The sequence below is a fragment of the Paenibacillus sp. FSL K6-1096 genome (genome assembly GCF_037977055.1).
GTDB lineage: Bacteria > Bacillota > Bacilli > Paenibacillales > Paenibacillaceae > Paenibacillus_AQ.
The window spans coordinates 800,277-818,660 of the sequence record NZ_CP150274.1 but is presented as its reverse complement, the minus strand read 5'-3'; the positions used below and the strand labels follow the sequence as shown (position 1 = coordinate 818,660).

Below are 18,384 nucleotides of genomic sequence, written 5' to 3'. Positions count from 1 at the left end.
TTACACTTGAAGGAGGGGCTCGTCAGATGGAGAAATATACCCCTAACCAGATTGCCGCTATGCTCCAGGTGAGCACCACCACCCTCAGAAGATATGAGGAACAGGATCTGATCCCCGTTGTACCGAGAACGCCAAGCAACCACCGTTATTATGGAGAGGTGCATGTTCAGGCTTTTACTACGATCCGGGTTCTGTTACAAGGTTATGATATTCCTGTTGCTTATGAAGTGATGAGAAGCATGAAGCAGGGGCAGCCGGAACAGGCGCTATGGCGGATCAATGAACAGCAATACCAGATTCATCTGGAGAAAAAGCGTATGGAAGACATCCTTACCATGATAAGACATACGGTTATCCCAACTACGCTTAATGCGAAATGGAAAGAGCCGATGAATATAGGAGAAGCCGCTGCCATAGCGGGCGTGAGAACCTCAGCAATCCGCCACTGGGAGGTCGAAGGCCTGATCCGTTCAGAGCGCAACCCGGAGAATGGCTTCCGGATGTTCTCCCTCACTGAGCTGCGCAAAATCCTCGTGATCAGCAGCTTGCGGAAGACCGTCTACTACATAGACAATATGAGGAGTCTGTTAAGTACTCTGGACACCCAGGATCATCAGGAGATCGAACGGTCCTTCCAGTACGCGTTGGAGAAGCTGAACACCCGGCTAATGCTTCAATGTGAGGGAATTGCAGAAGTGATGAAATATATGAAGCTACTGTGACAAGCAGAGAAGCTATTGCTATGAATCGTACAACTGAGACTCGACCATCAGCCAAAAAAGAATTTAATCCCAAAGATGCTGTAATGGTCTTTTTCGCCTTCGCCCTGATCAGCGCAGCCGTTATCTTTGCCCTTTACTCCAGAATGCCTTCAAAAGTCAGTTCGTTCAAGCCTGCATGAAGCGCCTGTTCAATGTATTGATTGCCACAAACCAGCTCCAGCCTTGCAGATATGCCTGCCGGGAGATGGGCGGTTATAAGAAGCTTGCGGCAAGCCGTCTTCTCCCAGCGTACCTGTATATTGCCTTGTACCGTCCAGACGGCGGCCTCGGCAAATTCCAGATCAGCGGCCAGATAGGGACGAATGACTGCTTGAGTGAATCCGGGTGCCGCTGGGCGAATTCCCACAATATATTCCTGCAGCAGTCTGCCGGGATAACCGTTCCAGGCGTGGGAATGACTCTCTATATCCTGCCAGCCCTCCCAAAGCGTCAAAGCACCTTGCTCTATCATATACCCCCAGCCGGGATATTCCCGCCGGCTCAGTATGGCATAAGCTTCGGCTTCACAGCCATTGTCGAATAATGTTCGGATTAGCGGCAGGGCTAGGACCGTGCTGCATTCCCATTCCTTCTTCCGGACATAAGCTAATGTGCGTGCCCGCTCTTCTAACGGAACAACATTGGCAAAAAGGGCAAGCGCGCTCACTCCCTGATGCGCCTGGGAAGCACCGATACTGTCCTTGTAAGCCCCTGACTCCGGCAGATAAAGGTGGGCATTCAGGTGTTTACGCATCGCAGCGGCTTGCTGTTCATATCTCTGCTGATCTTCGCTTTTGCCGAGCAGGGCAGCCGCGTATCCCGCGATGTCCAAAGCTTGAATGAACTTGATTTGCTGGACGGTCAAGAACAAGCCTTCATGCTCCACTGCCGGGTACGGCCAGTCACTGATATGCCAGCCTTTACCGACAGGGACCAGTCCCATTGCCGAGTCAATCGTTCCAAGATAATAACTGATCATCCGGGTCAGCGGTTCATAGTAGGCTGCAATTCGCCCAGACTCTCCGGTGGCTTGGTATAATTTCCATAACAAGGTGGCGTAATGCAAATCCCACTCCGGAATCTGGATGTGAAACGACGGGTGCTCGAAGGTTGTCGGCGCGACGAAGGGGAAGGTCCCGTCTTCCAGCTGGGCGTCGGCGAAGTCAGACAATGTCTTCTCAAGCATATCAACCGCATCGAAATTATACAGCAGCAATTCCGCCTGCAATTCGGTATCGGCCAAATACTGCGCTTGTTCCCGGTGCGGACAATCGACCAATTGGCCCAGCATATTATTTTTTTGCGTCCGGACAGCGGCGGCATATAACTGATTCAACATCTCGTTAGAACAGCGGTAATGCCCCCTGTAAGGAAGAGCAGTATGCGCTGAACAGACTACAATCCCGGAAGCGGGGTCAATAATATCGGGATACCCGGTCAGCTCAACATACCGGAAGGACTTGTAAGAGAAGTCCGGCTGCCAGTCCTCTAGTTCATCCCCACGCATCGTGTATTCATCATAATAGGTCTCAGACTCCTCATTGGCGACATTATGTCCGGCCCGGCCCTGCTCATCCAAATTCTCGGAATAGCGCATCCGGATCACAGCTCCGGCGTACCCTCTCAGCCTGATGCGGGGCCAACCGGTGACGACTCTGCCGGCGTCGAAGATTTGGATGTAAGAAGACTGGTCTGGCTCCTGCAGCATTGCAACGCTTGTCAACCGGAGCTCCTCTTCGATCTGTCCCTCAGGTATAGTCTGTAATTGCATGGTCCAAGCGTCATTGCTTATAAGTGCGGGGTGCGCGGAGGTACATAGTGAGCGGAATTCCCCTCCTGCATAACGCCAGAGCGGGTCCAGCTTCCTGGCATCATAGGCCTCGACCGCTGAGATTCTTCTTTCCTGCTGATAAGGGGTGCCTGCCTGATGCGGCATGTCGGCCAGTACTTGCCAACTTGAGTCCGACAGCACTTTGAAGCCATGGCCTCCGGCCGCCTGCCCGTGCAATTCCAGCCGGAATCCGGGGAGTCCATTGACCGAGTTCTGAGCATCTCCCCCCAGATAGTGCGCATCAGCCGTTATACAGTTCATTCCCCTATGTAATAAGCCGGCTACTTCATGGACGGTATACAGCTTTCTTTTGAGAGGATTCGTTGGAGCCGGGGTACCATATCCGCCAAGTCTGATGCCGTTCACATAGACGTGCGCATAATGGTGGCAGGACATATATAACTGTGCTGAATCCGGCTGTTCTGCAAGCTGAAATTCCTTCCGGAAATATGCAAAATCATTGATTTGAACTTCCCTCGACCGCCAGATCCATTGCCCTTCCCACCGCATAACGATCCTCTCCCCGCGTTCATTCTGATGTTCTTGCTCTGAGCATATCATAGCCTTTTCACTTGTTAATAGGGGGCGATCTGTGCTATGAATAGGTCTATCTTATCTAGTTAAGAGGGGGAGGAGTGGAAGAATGATAGCTCGCAAGCGGCTCGTCTTGGAGGGCCGGGATTATTGGGTGGATCAATTTCCCCTGCATCTTACCAGAGAACGTGAGGCGTTCACCCTGCCGCTGCACCTTCATACCTTCACAGAGCTTCAGTACGTGGCTGAGGGCAAAGGATTTCACTATATCGGTGATGATCGGATTGTAGCGGAGCAAGGAGACCTGTTTATTATTCCCGTAGGAACGGAGCATGTGTACCGGCCTTCTTCGCCTTCTGCGAAGGATGAGCTTATTGTCTACAATTGTATTTTTGACGAACAACTCCCCCGGCAACTGGCGCGGGCCTATCCGCTTGCTGAAGGGCTCTATCCGTTGCTTGCTGCCGGAAGCGGCCGCTATTCCCATGTCAGAGATGATCAGGGTACAGCCCGCCGGATTGTTGAACAGATGTATCAGGAGTATTGTACCCGATCCATCGGCTTCGAGGCGGTTCTGTATGCCCAGTTAACCCGGCTGCTTGTCTGTATTTACCGCATGGACACCAGCCAGCCGCATGATCTGCCTGCCGCTTCTGGAATCGGTGCCGTTCTGGCCTATATTGACCAGCATTATGATCAGCCGGTCACACTGGCCCAAGCCGCCCGGCTGATTTCGACCAGTCCCAGCTATATGCAGAAGAGATTCAAGCAGGCCACCGGCCAGACTTTTACAGAATACATCCAGAACGTGCGGATCAAAAAAAGCATAGAGCTGCTGCAGCATCCGGCGTATTCCATTAAGGAGATTGCCGGCCTTGCAGGCTACCGCGATTTGAAATTTTTCCATGCCTTGTTCAAAAAGAAAACCGGATACTCACCGGCCCAATACCGCGCTCATTGGCTCAAGCCGCCGACTGGCCCGGATAATCACCAGGCATGATTTGGCGTTGTAGCTTCACAGAAGGAATTGAGATAAGGTAGGCACTTTAAAGCGGGATAGGCAGGGGAGGCATGGCTACGTGCGATGGAAGAGGCGGCAATTCAGGCATTGGCCGATGGCCTGTAAGCTGGCGATTGTGTTCTCGGTGCTGCTTACGGTGATAATCGCCGTGGTCGGAGGGTTGTCCTACCAGATGGCCCGCCGGGCGATGGAGCGGCAGATTAATCATTATATCCCTCAAGTGCTGGATCAGGTAAATGTCAGGCTGGATAATTACGTGAACGATGTGAAATTTCTCTCCAGAGCGGTTATGGTTGAGCCGTATAACGGGCTGCTTGAAGAAGCCTTCAGCGGCTTCGGGCGATCCGGTCCGGAACCCGGGCTTGCTGATACCCTTTCCCTTCACCGGGCCTTGTCATTTATCAGTTTGAATCCGAACAAAGACTATGTCGCTGTACTGTTCTATACTGGCTCGGGTCAAGTCTATATCCGTCAATCCGCCGGAGGCCTGTGGCTGGACGCGTCCTATAGGGATCAGCCCTGGTTCCGTAATCTGGATCTGGATGAATATACGCCGACAGTTCTCGGAACGATTCCCTTCAGGCTGTTTGGCGACAATCCGTATATCGGCGAGTGGAAGGCATTCTCCGTGGTTCAGCCCCTCCGCCAGAAGAATAGAAAGGCGCTGAAAGGAATCATTCAAATTGTCGGGACGCTTGAGCCGATCCGGGAGATCATGCGCGGCATTGATTTCGGCACCGGCACCAGGCATTATGTATTCGATGACCGGAACCAGATCGTGTATACCTCTGACGATAGCCTTGCCGACGCAATCGAAGAGAGCGCTTACGGTATGCAGGGGGCTCAAAGCGCCACCTCCGACTCAAGCAGCGTCACCTTGGATGGAGAGAGCGTGCTGGTCAGCTACAATCGTTCATCCGCGAGCGGCTGGAGAGTGGTCAGTGTGATTCCGCTGGGCAATATCATGCAAGAAGTCGAGCAGGTCAAAGAATGGATCGTGATCTGGATAACGTCCGGTGTAGCTGCTGTCATTCTGCTATCCTGGCTGCTCTCCGTCCGTATGACTGATCCGCTCCGCCGGCTGGCCCGGACAACCCGTCGGCAGGTACATTTATCCGCTTCGCCATTATTTCCTGAACCCGGAGGGGACGATGAAGTCGGACAGCTTGGGCAGACCTTCCGGCATATGATGAGGCGGGTGCAGACGCTGCTGAACGAGATGCTGAAGGAGAAGCTGCTCTACCGGGAAGCTGAAATACGTACTCTTCAAAGCCAGATTCATCCCCATTTCCTGCACAATACCCTAGAGACCATCCGCATGACCATCCGTACAGGCAACAGCGAGCGGGGAGAACAAGGGCTGGTTGAACTCGGCCAGTTGCTCCGTTACCATGCGTCAAGCCTGCAAGAAACCGTCCAGGTGCAGGCGGAGATTCAATTTATACACAGCTATTTAAGCATTCAACGCTTCCGGTACGGTGACAGGTTAAGCTTCAAGCTGGATGTTGATGAAGAGCTGGGAGAGGTCCGCCTTCCCGGGTTGTTGCTGCAGCCGCTTGTGGAGAATGCGATTATCCATGGCGTCTCGCCGGTTGACCAGCGGATCCGCATCACAGTGCGCTTCAAGCGGCAGGGCCGTTACATGATCTGTTCCGTGATTGACGAAGGTCCGGGAATTCCGCCGGATCGGCTGGACGCCTTGCTTGCATCTCTCCGGCAGGAGGCAAGTGCAGCCGGGAGACGAATCGGGCTGGAGAATGTCTACCAGCGAATTCAACTGATCTATGGAGGCCAAGCCGAATTCCATATGGAGAGTATGGACGGGGCAGGAACGATCGTAGGGTTCTCCATCCCTCTTGAAGGAGAACGGTCTACAGCGAAGGAGGAGTGTCATCATGAAAGTGCTGATTGTGGATGACGAACAGGAGATCAGGGAAGGACTGTGTCACATTCTTTGTTCGCTGCCGGTAGAGGAGATCCGCATTGAAGTAGTCGGGACCGCTCCTGATGCGGCGGCAGCGCTCGAATGGTTACAGGAGTCCGAAGCCGATGTTATCATTACCGACATAAGAATGCCGGGGCTGGACGGACTTGGGCTGTCGGAAGCGATCCGCTGCCGTTATCCGGGCACCCGAATTATTGTGCTCAGCGGACATGGGGATTTCACCTATATGCAACAGGCGCTACGGCTTGGCACGATGGATTATTTGCTGAAGCCGGTCGATGAGACTGAGCTGACAGAGGCCCTGAAGCGCGTCGCTCAGCACAGCAATCATAAGCTGCAGCGAAACCGCGCCATGACAAGAGCGGCATTTGAGGACTTGGAACACTCGTACAAGCTTGTGCTCGCAGCAGACATCGACGATATGCAGAACCCAAGAGTGACCGAGCTGGGAGGGGGACAGACGGTTTCTTGGCTGATGATGAAGATATTTGGGGAGATTGCGGATGAGCTTGGCCATCTCTGTTACCTCTCGGATGCCCTGCGGCCTGGCAGCCCCGTTCTCGTGATCGGCGTGTTTGCCGATTCGCAAGCAGCCGGAGAAGAGATTGCACGAAGCTTCTCCGAGCAGTTCACAGCCTTTTGGCTGGAGGGTATGAAGCTGCCTGCCAGTGTCGGGATTTCTGCTTCATTCTCCGGCCTGAGCTCGGAGGCATCACCGTATAATCAGGCATTCATGGCTTTGTTTGGCCGCTTGTATCATGGCACGGGCATTTACCGGCATGAGGAGACGCAAGGGCAGACGGGCAGCAAGCGGGCAGGCGATGAATTACATCTGGTCCGTGTGGCGCTGGAGACAGCGAATGAAGCATCGCTTGCCTCCGAAACTGCACAGAGGCTGGACGTATGGCTGGAGCGGGCAGATCTTGGACAGCTGGTCAGGGGGCTGGAGACGCTGTTCCTGATGATCTATGAGCGGCTGGAAGCGTGCCAATCCTCAATCCCGGCGTTTCGCGCGCAGAGAACCGCCGATTTGATATCGGAGCTAATACAGGCAAGGAATGCTGCTGAGCTGAGAAGCAGGGTGCTTCAGCAGGTTCAGCAGATGGCGCAAGAGCTCTCCGGAGGAGAACTGGAGGGACATGTGCTTGTCGCAGCCAAGCTGTATATCCGCAGTCATCTCACGGCTTCCCTCACGCTGTCAGAGGTGGCGGGGGCCATCTACGTGAGTCCGCATCATTTAAGCCATCTCTTCCGGGAACGGACAGGCATGACTTTTCTGGAATACGTAACTGCGCTGCGGATGGAGGAGGCCAACCGGATGCTGAAGGAGCCAGGCGCCAAAATCTATGAGGTTGCCGAGCAGATCGGTTATAAAAGCTGGAAGCATTTTAGCCGTGTGTTCAAAGAGTTTGCCGGGATCGGGCCGGCGGAATACCGCAAAAATTCCAGATAATAACAAAAAAATTTCGACATTATTCGCAAGATCCGTTCCCTAATCGCAAGGACCTGTCATTTAGCGGCCTTCACTCCCTTTGTATAATAAAGCTGTCCAAGGGTAACGCCATCAAATGACTATCTCAAACACAATGAGGTTAAGTGATGAACAAGAAGCGAAGGGTATCCTTGGCCACAGGAGCATTATTCTTGACAGTTATGATCACCAGTTGCCCCGGCCAGGAAGAACAAACCGGAACCTCCCGTCCACCGAACCCGCCTTCAACGGATACCGGCCATCCGGCGGAAGGGGATTCTGTGCGAAGTACAGTGAAGCTGAACATGATGGAGAACGGATGGTCTAATACGCCGACTGATGAAGCGGACCCTTGGAGAAAGTGGATCAAAGACCGGTTCAATATCGAAATGACGATGGACGCTGTGCCGCCGGGAGAACTGGAAGCCAAGCTGCTTCTCCGCTTCTCCTCCAGCCAGCCGCCGGACCTCATCTTCTCCTGGGACCGTAATCTGATCATGAAATTGCACAAGCAGGAGGTCCTCCTGGACGACTGGACGCCATATCTGTCCAAGCTTCCGCATGTCATGCAGACGTGGAACAGCCAGATGAGAGCACACGCTACTGTGGAGGGCAGAATCATCGGCTTGCCGAAGCTGCCGGAGGCGTTCACCTGGGCGCTTATGATCCGCAAGGACTGGCTGGACGAGCTCCAGCTATCCCCGCCGGCTACGGACATCGAACTGCTGGAAGTGCTCCGGAAATTCACGTATGGTGATCCTGACCAGAATGGGAGAGACGACACCTGGGGCATCAGCTCCGCCGGCTCCGGCAGCGATGTCGGCGAGATCAGCATTCTGGAATCCATGTACGGCCCATCCGGCTTCCATATCGGCCCGAATGGAACCGTACAGCATTCCGTAGTAGACGGTACGCATCTGAAATTTCTGGCGTTTATGCGGACAATCGTCAAGGAGAAGCTGATTGACCCCGATTGGTATACGCAGAGCTGGGAACAGCGCAAGCCAAAGCTGTTCGGCGGACACATCGGCATCGTCCACTATCCCGGCGCCATTGTGCAGGAAGGGGAGAGAATGAACGGAGCAACCGGCCGTACAGTCAACTGGTGGGATGCGCTACAGGTTCCCAAGGGTGCGGAATTCGGCGGGAGGCGTCCGCCTGCACCGATTGCCGGGGGCCTGCTGGCGGTATCTGCACAGGCGGCCGGAGATGCTGAGAAGATGGAGCGGATTCTCCGCTTTATTGACTCTACCGTCTACCCGACCGAAGGATATTGGGCGCTCCGCTGGGGAGTGGGGGTGAACGGGCAGAAGGTCAGCAATTTCGGCCGGGAAGCCAAGTTCATCAGTCTCAAGGAGGACCCTTACCGTCAAGAGGTCAAAGGGGCGAATGACTGGGGGACATGGGTGGCGACCAGCCAGGACCGGGTGCTGGAGAGCCGCAGAGACAGCCCCGGGCCAGCGGACATCAAGCAACTGGAACTGGACAACAAGGCGATGAGCATGGACAGCTACACCAATTATCATGAATTGCTGCATCTGGACCCGCAAATCTCCTCGGATCTGAAGAAGCTGACGCAGGAGTTCGACCTGAAGTATATACTGGGCGAGGACAGCGATTATGAACGGTTCAAGCAAGAATGGCTGGAGGCAGGCGGGCGGCAACTGCTGGAGGAAGCGTCAAGTCAGTTAAGAGAAAGATTCCACTTTGACAACTGAGGGGAGAAATGACCGGATGAAAAAGAAGATCGCTTTAATATCCGTAGTCCTGGCAAGCCTGATGGGGGGAGCCTCTGTTCAGGCTGCAATACCGAATGTGGAGCCGTTTCCTGTTGGAATTTTTTGGTCGCCCGGCCCGGCGGAAACGACCAGCGCCAAGTATCAGGAGATCAAGGAGCTGAACGCGACCTTCGTGCTGCTGTCCAACGGCATTTATACCTACGCACAGAATGATGCTGCACTTGCCCAATGTGCGGACAAAGGTCTGAGCTGCATCGTGCAGGATGACCGGCTGGGCTCGCATAAGTTCACGGTTGACCAGACGGCAGGCAATGACGGCAAGTATGTGTCTGCCGGCAGTTCACTGGGACAGACCTTTACTACACCTGCCGAGCCGGACATCGCCATTGATACCATTCAGCTCTATATTGACAGAACCCAGTGGACGGCGGGCAGGAAGCTTACCCTTAGACTGTACTCCTCGCCCGGTAAAGAGAATCTGATCGGATCGTATTCCATTACAGGTCCTGTAGCCGATGATTATCCTGTTTTTAAATTGCATAAATGGCTTAATTCCGGCACCAGCTACTATTTTGAGCTGACAAGCGGCAGTGCCGCAGATATCGGCTGGGTGGTAGGCAATTCATCCAATGTTTTTGCCGGAGGAACAGCGTATCAGAACGGTACGGCACTGAATGATTACGATTTCTGGTTTAAGCTCAATTACGGGCAGAAAATGTACAGCGGCGGCGCACAGCCCCCGGCCTCTGTTATTAACGACATGGCTTCCCATTATGCCGGGAACCCGGGCCTTCTGGGTTACAACCTTATGGACGAGCCAGGCGCAGCGGCCATGACCGGGCTGCAGGGGACCATGGAGAAGTTCAGGGCGGCTGATCCGAACCATTTGACATATGTGAATCTGCTGCCGAACTATGCTCAGAATCTCGGCTTTGGTCCCCAGTCCGGAGAGTATGTAACCCCCGGTTCCGCCTTGGGCCAGACATTCAGGACGAATTCCGGGACCACGCACATTTCCTCCCTTCAACTGTACATCGATAAGAATCAATGGGGCAGCAATGAACCGCTGACGCTTAAGCTGTGGAACTCCCCGGCCAAATCAGCTCTTCTCGGCCAGAAGACGTTATCAGGATCGTCTACCAGCTTTCCTGTATTTGAGATCAATGCAGCGGTAAGCCCGAATACGGACTATTACTGGGAATTGACACATGGCGGGGGCGGCGACAACCAGGTCGGCTGGGTCATCCGGTCTACGGGCGGGGTGAAGCTGGAAAAGGACGGGAACGCCTATGTAGCCGGGGCAGCGGTCAACGGAGATTACTGGTTTGCACTGAATCAGAACCTGGTTCCCTTCTCCTATGAAGATTATGTGTACCGCTGGGCCAGCAAGAAGCCGGACTTTCTTCTGTTCGATCATTATCCTTACAGTGCCGGAGGCGGCTTCAGCAGTGAGTATTTTGCGAATCTGGAAATCATCCGGCGGCAGGCTCTTGCCGCTTCGCTAGACTTCTGGGCGTATATTCAATCTGTAGGAGTAACCGACGGACTTCGTCCGCCAACTGAGAACGAACTGAGGTATAATGTCTACAGCAGCCTGGTTTACGGGGCAAAAGGCATTAACTACTTCACCTATGAAACGCCGAGCGGGGAAGGAGAAACATTCCACGACGGAATTGTTCTTCCGGGCGGCTCTAAGGGGCCGCTGTATGCTTCCGCACAAAAGGTGAATGCAGACCTGCTCCAAATCGGCCCTACGCTGAGGACGCTTACTTCACAGGCGGTATATCACACAGGTTCGCTGCCGTCCGGGACATCAGGGGTGCCCTCCGGATTCTTCTGGAAGCCGGAGGATGCGGCGCAGCCTCTGATTATCGGTTACTTCAAGAACGGGAGCGGAAGGGAGTATGTAATGGTCGTCAACAAGGATACAGTGAACGCGGTAACCGCCCGGTTCAGCTTATCCCCGAAGCCGGCCGGCGTGAGTGAAGTATCCAAATCGAACGGAACGGAGACGGGAACCGATTATAATGCTGCAACCGGGAAGCTGACTTCATCACTCGCTCCGGGCGAGGGCCGGATATACGTTCTGCCTTAAGTACCGACTGATTATACTAATTCATCTGAGGTGAGATCCGTGAACACAGAGCATATTGCCAAATACTATACGTCCATTCCCGGTTTAGCGGACAGGTTCGACAGGACCGCCCGACAATGGAGGTTCCAGACTGCCAGCCTGGAGAAATACGAAGCTTGGAAGACAAGCACCCGGGCCAGACTGGGCGAACTCATCGGCATGACCAGAATGGACATGTGCGATCTACGGCCGGAGCTACAGGAATCTGTCCAGCTGGAGAATTACCGTCGTGAGAAATGGCTCATTCAGGTGGAGCCGGACGTGTGGATGCCCTTCTACCTGCTGATGCCGGACGGTCTGCAGCCGGGGGAGAAGAGACCTTGCATGATTGCAGCCCATGGACATGGCACCGGAGGGAAGCTGTCTCCGGCCGGCCGGACGGATATTCCAGCCTTGCGGGAGCCGATTGCCGGCGCTCATCTGGATTATGGTGTATCGTTTGTTCAGAGGGGATATATCGTCCTGTGCCCGGACGCCCGGGGATTCGGAGAGCGGCGCGAATCGTCGGGGCAGGGCGACGAAGAGCCTGTGTTCTTGGGCAGCACTTGCAATCAGTTGAATATGATGGCGATTAGCTTGGGATTATCGCTGACAGGGATGTGGACTTGGGATTTGACACGTCTGCTTGACTACATCGGGACCCGGCAAGAGATTGCACAGGAACGGATAGGCTGCTGCGGATTGTCAGGAGGCGGCCTGCAAACCCTGTGGCTGGCCGCTCTTGATGAGCGGGTGAGCTGCGCTGTGGTCAGCGGGTACTTTTACGGATACAAGGATGCTCTGCTCAATCTGTATAATTGTTCATGTAATTATGTGCCCCGGTTATGGGAGGCTGTGGATATGGGAGATATCGCAGCCTTAATTGCCCCGCGCGCCTTGCTGATTGAGACGGGCGATCAGGACCCTCTGAACGGCGAACGGGGAGTGGACAATGTGAGGGAGCAGGTTGAAATTACAGCCGGCGCTTACCGGTTAACGGGGGCTGAAGACCGCTTCGCACACCACATTTTTGCCGGCGGACATGTCTGGAACGGCGGACAGACCTATGAGTTCGTGGACCGGTGGCTTACCGAATGAAATGCAATTAAAAAGCGGTTGGGCAGTTTTTTCTGCCCAACCGCTTTTTAATTAGTATGCTCTCAGCATTAAAGCGAAACCCTCTGCTCTGCATATGATAAGCTGTAACGCATATATTGTTGCGGGAAAAGAAATAAAAGTATATTATGATATTTGTAAGTATACTTTTATCTTCTTTGGAATGCTTGGAGTGGGAGGGGATTATATATGAACAGTGTGAACTGGCGGGCGGATTGGATATGGGCAGCCGGGGTATCAGAAGAGAATAACGTATACGTGGAGGCACGCAGGCGTTTTGAGCTGACGGTGCAGCCGAAGCGAGCCACGGTGCATATTTCCGCCAATCAGCACTACAAGCTGTACTTGAACGGGAATGAGATTGGAAGAGGACCGGCGCCTGCAGATTTGTCATGGATGTCGTATGACAGCTATGATATCGGGGAACGTCTGCAAGCCGGTACGAATGTTCTGGCGGTTGTGGCTCATAACTTCGGCCGGGAGCCGATTGTGACAGAGCAGCTCCAGGGGCCCGGTGGCATCATCTGCCAGCTTGATCTGTTCGGCTCGCTGGAGAATGCCGATACACCCTTAGGTTCCATTGCCAGCGGGGCGGACTGGAAGTGCCGGCGGTCGCCGAAATGGACAACGAAGGCCAGCCGGCTGCACCTGTGGGGAGGATACCGGGAGATTGCCGATTTGAAGGCGGAGGATGGCTGGGAACGGGCGGATTATGACGATTCCGCTTGGCCGGCTGCCGCCGTTGCCGCCCGGGCGGAGCAGCCGGATTCGCCATGGCCCCGCCTGTTGCCCCGTGAAATTCCGCCGTTGCGGGAGACCTTGGTGCAGCCTGTCTCTGTTGTTGCTGCGGAATCCTATCTTGGCCGGCTGGAGAGTGCCGAAGGCTTGCTGCGTGATCCTGGGGAAGGAGCAGTGACGGTGCTGGACGCTTCGGTCCCGGGTTCGCTTCCGCAAATTACTTATGACTTCGGAACAGAGATTGTGGGCTATCCTGAAATAGAAGTCGAAGCGGCCGAAGGCGGGGTTGTACAGCTATTCTACGGGGAATCATTGGAGCTGGTGCTGACCGATACCTTTTTGCTCCGCAAGGGTGCGAACAAGCTGGAACCATTCGGCCGCCGGGCGTTCCGCTATCTTAAGATAGCAGGGATGGCAACCCCCTCCGCGCTCCGGGTCCGCTCGCTGGGTGTCCGTTTTGTTCACTATCCGTATGAAGGAGAGCCGGTGTTCCGCTGCAGTGACGAGAAGCTGAACCGGATATGGGAAACAGGGCGTTATACGACCGTTGTGAACAGCCAGCATCATTTGGAGGACTGCCCCTACCGCGAAGCCGCCTTGTGGGTTGCCGACGCTGTTGTGATGGGTAAAGTGGTTTACCAGACCTACAGCAACCCGGAGCTTGTCCGTAAATCACTGCTGCAGGGAGCAAGAATCCAGAATGAAGACGGCTCGATTCCCGGCACCGGGCCACAGCGGAACCGGTTTCTGCTGCCGGATTTCTGTGCATTTTGGCTGCTGGGCGCCTGGGAGTACTACTCGTATTCCGGGGACCTCCAGTTTATCCAAGAGATCTGGCCGCATGCCGCCTTGCTGGCGGACTGGTTCGGGCGGCAGGAAGACGAAGCCGGGCTGTTCGCTAAGGCGGACCGCAGCGGATGGTGGTGCTTCATCGACTGGTCGGATGATATAGAACGGAAAGACCGGGTCACTGCGGTGTCCTGCTATTACTACAAGTTCCTGCTGACCCTCTCCCTTATGGCACAGGAATTGCAGGAAGACGGCCGTGCGGCAGAGTTCTTGCGCAAGGCGAAGCGCTTGCGCGAAGCCATCCGGACACGGCAGCGCGTCCCAGGTACCTCCCTCTATGCCGATTGTTTGACGGATGAGGGACTGTCCTCCAGTGTGACTGCTCAGACGAATTTTGCCGCAGCCTGGTCGGGAATTATGGAGGAAGCGGAAGTGGTCGCTTTCATCCGGGAGGAGTATCTTGCAGAGCGGCTGCCTCCGATCCGCGGGGCCTTCTTCTATCACATCGTGCTTGAGACCTTGTTCCAATATGGCTTTGCAGAAGAAGCGGTCTCCATCATCCGCGGGTACTGGGGAGCGATGCTGGACCGGGGAGCCATGACCTGGTGGGAAACGTTCGATTTATCGCTGCCGTTCCCCACCACCCCAAGCCCCTATTTGGGGCACACGCCGACTTACTTGCAGGATTCTATTCCTGTCAGCCTGTCGCACGGCTGGGGAGCTTCTCCTACTTATCTGCTGAGCCGTGAGGTTCTGGGCGCAGATGTATCCGAGGCGGGCACTGGCAGAGTCTCGATCCGTCCCACTCCTGTTGAGGGCCTGGACTGGGCAGAAGGCGTCATTCCGACGCAGCATGGAGAGCTTCAGATCAGGTGGGCGAGAGAGCAGGATGGCAGGCTGCACCTGAAGGCGCAGATCCCCTCCGCGTTCTCCGTCATAGAGGCCGATATGGAGCAGATGACCCTTGTAAACGCTGACAGTCGGACCTGCCTCACCGGCATCATAAGGGTAAGGGGACCTGAAATTCAAGAGGAATGCGGCGTGGGAGCAGATGTCACTATCCTCTGACGAACACGGCAACAACGGCAATACAATCCGGCGAAACAGCGGCCTGAGCAGCCTGGTTTCGCCTCTTTTCATTGCGAAAACGTACCCTCTAAAGTATACTTATGCCATTCGATAGGAGTGATCAGCAATGAATGTGGACAAATCCGATAAAACGCCGATGTACCAATACATCATGAACGATATCAAGCATAAGATTGAAACCGGCGAGCTGAGGCCGCATGATCCTTTGCCGACTCAGATTGATCTGGCGAAGGAATACAATACGAGTGAAATCACCTCGCGGCGGGCGCTCTCCGATCTGGTGCAGGAGGGATACGTATACCGAATCCGCGGGAAGGGGAGCTTTATTCAGGAGAAGACGGCAGCTGCGGAGGCGAAGCCGATCAGCACGCTTTTTTTCGCACATTTGAATCTGGAGCTGAACAATTTCAGCCATCCGTTCTTCAGTGAAATGTTCGAAGGCATCAGGGAAGTGTGCGGCGAGAATGGCGTTGGCTTCCATCTGTGGGACATGGGTACTGATTATCAGTTGCCTGAAGATCCGAATGCCGGAATTATCCTGCTGACGACTACGGCTGCCGATTCCTTCGACATTGAACGGCTCACCGCATGGCGGCAAGAGGAGCGGAGGATGGTCACTGTGCATTTCTACTATCCGCATTTGGGAATTCCCTATGTTATTGTGGACAACCTGACCGGGGGCTATCTGGCGACGCAGCACCTGATCTCGCTTGGCCACCGCAGAATTGGGATCATCGTTACAGGGAAGTCCATTATGGAGATCAATCAGGAATTCTCGCTTCGGCTGCAGGGTTACCGGCTTGCGCTCACGCAGCATCAGATTCCTTTTGATCCGCAGCTTGTTGCGTTCATGGATGAGGAGCAGGAGTCGGTGAAGCTGGGGGCAGAGGGCTTCGAGAAGCTGATGGAGCTGGAGGACCCTCCGACAGCGATCTTTGCAACCAGCGATTACAAAGCGATCGGGGCCATGAATGCAGCCAGGGCGGCTGGGATGAGAGTACCGCAGGATATCAGCATCATGGGTTACGATGATATGAAGCTCGGTGAGATCGCCTATCCCTCCTTATCCACTGTGAACCAGAATACGAGGAAGGTGGGAGAGCGTGCCGCCGAGATTCTGCTGTTCGAGCTGGCAGGAGCGGGACAGCAGCTCATCAAGGACGAGATTGTGCCAACACTGATCCCCCGAGCAAGCACGGGACCGGTTCCACAGTGAACTGTATGGCCGTTGTTGCTGCTTATTAAGGCGGAAGAAGTGAATTGGAAAAGTCATAGGCTGCCGGATATTCCGGCAGCCTATGTTTTTTAAAATATAGAATTTATACGTTCCACACGATAACTTATCCTTATATTTCTCGCTGAAACGGGTGCCATCCTAAAAAAGGACGGCATAGCCGTTTCTACTTGGTTGCAGCAGCCAGCAAAAAAGTGGTTGCACCGCAGGGTGGTATAGAGTATACTTTTCAATGTAAAGTATACATAAAGGATAGAGCATACTTTACGCACTTGTTTATAAAGAAGGACGATTGAAATGGTAAGCGCCTTATCCACATTTTAACATGGGGGGAAAACAACATGCGGAAGAAGAAAGTACTGTTCCTCTTGATCAGCGTGCTGATGATTTCGGCGCTGCTGTCTGCCTGCAGCAAGAATAGCGGCACATCGCCGGAACCCAGTCCGGCAGCCCCGGAGCCTGGCGCATCAGCAGGTCCGCAGCCGTCCGCTGCGAAATGGCAGGGCGAGATTCAAATCTCTCTGCCCAATGCGTCCGCTTCTGTCTGGAACGCAGTGGCACAAGCTTACATGGCTATCAATCCGGGTGTAAAGGTCAAAGTGGACCACAAGCCGCAGGAAGGCTACAAAGAATGGCTGAGTGCCCAATTTGCTGCTGGGACACCGGAGGTTGACCTCATTACCAACAACGAAATTCTAAATCTGGCAGGCGATAAGAAATTCGTCGATTACTATCCTTATTTCGATAAGAATAATCCGTACACCGGCAAAGACTGGAAGGATTCCTTCGACCTGGGCGCCATGGGCATTAACCTCGACGGCATTGGGGTGGAGGATCATCTCTGGAACCTGAATTTTGAATCAGTCCAGATCGTATGGGTCTACAACAAGGAAATCTTCCGGCAAGCCGGGGTCACCGAGACACCGAAGACGTTCAGCGATTTGACCGCCGCGTTCGACAAGATTAAGGCTGCCGGGTATATTCCGCTCGGACTGGCCGGCGATTCCAACTCTATGTGGAGCAGCACAGCGGGCTGGCTGGTGCGGATCTACGCCGACCAGTACATGCGCGATTTCGTCAACATTACCCGTTCCCAGCCGCAGGACTATACGTATTTGCCGGAGGTGGACGAGGAGTGGGTCTTTGATCCTAAAGATCCTTACAATGATTCCAACAGCAAAGTAACCAAAAATGCCTTGCGCGCCTGGAAGGCGATCGAGGATAAGAGCGGACCGTTCAAAGTGGCAGGCAATCCGGCTTGGGCTGCTTACTCGGAGAACCTGAAGAAGCTGTTCTCCTACACCCCGGACGGATTCTTCGGAGTGAAGGATACGCAAGCTTACCAGTTGTTCTTAACCGGCAAAGCCGCGACCATGCTGTCAACCCCGGGCTCCTATTGGAAGCTGCCGAAGGACTTCTCCGATGAGGAAAAAACCGGCGCCCAGGGCGGTGTGAAACCGTTTGAGTACGGATTCTTCAATATGCCGTCGATGGAAGGACCGCAGGTGCAGGGAGCGGCCCGTACGATTCAGATTCCGGTAGGCTCTTATGGGATTGTGAACAAATCGGCTGAGCAGAACGCGCTGAACATGGACTTTATGATGTTCCTGACAAGCCCTGAAGGTTACAAAGTATACGTTGAAGCTATTCAAAAGAGTCCCGACGCCTCCCTGGACGGTGCCCCGGCTCTTAAGGACATCACACTTCCCGATGAAATGACGGCTGCATTCACCGACTTCGCTCCCATCGGGAATACGGAGGGCTACGATAGTGCAGCCAACGTACTGGCCCGCGGGCTCTGGGATTACCAGCCTTCCATACAAGATTGGGTTGGCAGTGTACAGAAGTATTTCGCCGGAAAAATCTCGACCGATCAATATCTCAATGAGCTGCAAGCGAACATAGACAAATATTTTGATGTTGCCTTGAAGGAGAGAAAGATGGAACGCTCTGACCTGGATACGCCGGAAAAACGGCCGCCGGCACGTAATTAAGCCTTCTCA

Annotated in this window: 11 protein-coding genes; 10 read left to right on the top strand and 1 reads right to left on the bottom strand. The window is 54.2% G+C overall.

Features of this window, described 5'->3' with window-relative positions:
* The first annotated feature begins 26 nt into the window (after window positions 1-26).
* A complete protein-coding gene (locus MHI24_RS03710) occupies window positions 27-722 on the top strand; it encodes a MerR family transcriptional regulator (RefSeq protein WP_340024215.1) in 696 nt (231 codons plus the stop codon).
* Between the two features lie 133 nt (window positions 723-855).
* On the opposite strand, the gene MHI24_RS03705 is transcribed toward MHI24_RS03710, so the two are convergent.
* Entirely contained in the window at window positions 856-3,102 is a 2,247-nt protein-coding gene (locus MHI24_RS03705; protein ID WP_340024214.1) for a family 78 glycoside hydrolase catalytic domain, read from the bottom strand.
* A gap of 133 nt (window positions 3,103-3,235) precedes the next feature.
* Here MHI24_RS03705 and MHI24_RS03700 point away from each other — a divergent pair, with 133 nt between their 5' ends.
* From MHI24_RS03700 to MHI24_RS03660, 9 genes are all read left to right on the top strand, one after another.
* On the top strand, window positions 3,236-4,126 hold the full coding sequence (locus MHI24_RS03700; RefSeq protein WP_340024213.1) for an AraC family transcriptional regulator: 891 nt from the start codon (window positions 3,236-3,238) through the stop codon (window positions 4,124-4,126).
* A 79-nt stretch (window positions 4,127-4,205) separates the two neighbouring features.
* Window positions 4,206-6,065, top strand: coding sequence for a sensor histidine kinase (locus tag MHI24_RS03695; protein WP_340024212.1), 1,860 nt, complete (start codon window positions 4,206-4,208; stop codon window positions 6,063-6,065).
* Complete coding sequence (locus MHI24_RS03690; protein WP_340024210.1) at window positions 6,043-7,545, top strand: response regulator; 1,503 nt, start codon at window positions 6,043-6,045, stop codon at window positions 7,543-7,545. Before MHI24_RS03695 ends, MHI24_RS03690 begins: the two co-directional genes overlap by 23 nt.
* Window positions 7,546-7,745: 200 nt before the next feature.
* On the top strand, window positions 7,746-9,281 hold the full coding sequence (locus tag MHI24_RS03685) for an extracellular solute-binding protein (RefSeq protein ID WP_340026593.1): 1,536 nt from the start codon (window positions 7,746-7,748) through the stop codon (window positions 9,279-9,281).
* 16 nt (window positions 9,282-9,297) lie between these two features.
* A complete protein-coding gene (locus MHI24_RS03680) occupies window positions 9,298-11,397 on the top strand; it encodes a beta-galactosidase (protein WP_340024209.1) in 2,100 nt (699 codons plus the stop codon).
* Between the two features lie 39 nt (window positions 11,398-11,436).
* Complete coding sequence (locus MHI24_RS03675) at window positions 11,437-12,513, top strand: alpha/beta hydrolase family protein (RefSeq protein WP_340024208.1); 1,077 nt, start codon at window positions 11,437-11,439, stop codon at window positions 12,511-12,513.
* 207 nt (window positions 12,514-12,720) lie between these two features.
* Window positions 12,721-15,126: an alpha-L-rhamnosidase N-terminal domain-containing protein gene (locus tag MHI24_RS03670; RefSeq protein WP_340024207.1), complete on the top strand. Its 2,406-nt coding sequence runs from the start codon at window positions 12,721-12,723 to the stop codon at window positions 15,124-15,126.
* A 127-nt stretch (window positions 15,127-15,253) separates the two neighbouring features.
* Entirely contained in the window at window positions 15,254-16,363 is a 1,110-nt protein-coding gene (locus MHI24_RS03665; protein WP_340024206.1) for a GntR family transcriptional regulator, read from the top strand.
* A gap of 359 nt (window positions 16,364-16,722) precedes the next feature.
* Window positions 16,723-18,375 carry an extracellular solute-binding protein gene (locus MHI24_RS03660; RefSeq protein ID WP_340024205.1) on the top strand — a complete coding sequence of 551 codons (1,653 nt, stop codon included), beginning with the start codon at window positions 16,723-16,725 and terminating at the stop codon, window positions 18,373-18,375.
* Window positions 18,376-18,384: the final 9 nt, after the last annotated feature.

Coding starts and splice junctions, on each gene's coding strand:
- MHI24_RS03710 (WP_340024215.1), top strand. CDS start 27: ATGGAGAAATATACCCCTAACCAGATTGCCGCTATGCTCCAGGTGAGC.
- MHI24_RS03705 (WP_340024214.1), bottom strand. CDS start 3,102: ATGCGGTGGGAAGGGCAATGGATCTGGCGGTCGAGGGAAGTTCAAATC.
- MHI24_RS03700 (WP_340024213.1), top strand. CDS start 3,236: ATGATAGCTCGCAAGCGGCTCGTCTTGGAGGGCCGGGATTATTGGGTG.
- MHI24_RS03690 (WP_340024210.1), top strand. CDS start 6,043: ATGAAAGTGCTGATTGTGGATGACGAACAGGAGATCAGGGAAGGACTG.
- MHI24_RS03685 (WP_340026593.1), top strand. CDS start 7,746: ATGATCACCAGTTGCCCCGGCCAGGAAGAACAAACCGGAACCTCCCGT.
- MHI24_RS03680 (WP_340024209.1), top strand. CDS start 9,298: ATGAAAAAGAAGATCGCTTTAATATCCGTAGTCCTGGCAAGCCTGATG.
- MHI24_RS03670 (WP_340024207.1), top strand. CDS start 12,721: ATGAACAGTGTGAACTGGCGGGCGGATTGGATATGGGCAGCCGGGGTA.
- MHI24_RS03665 (WP_340024206.1), top strand. CDS start 15,254: ATGAATGTGGACAAATCCGATAAAACGCCGATGTACCAATACATCATG.
- MHI24_RS03660 (WP_340024205.1), top strand. CDS start 16,723: ATGCGGAAGAAGAAAGTACTGTTCCTCTTGATCAGCGTGCTGATGATT.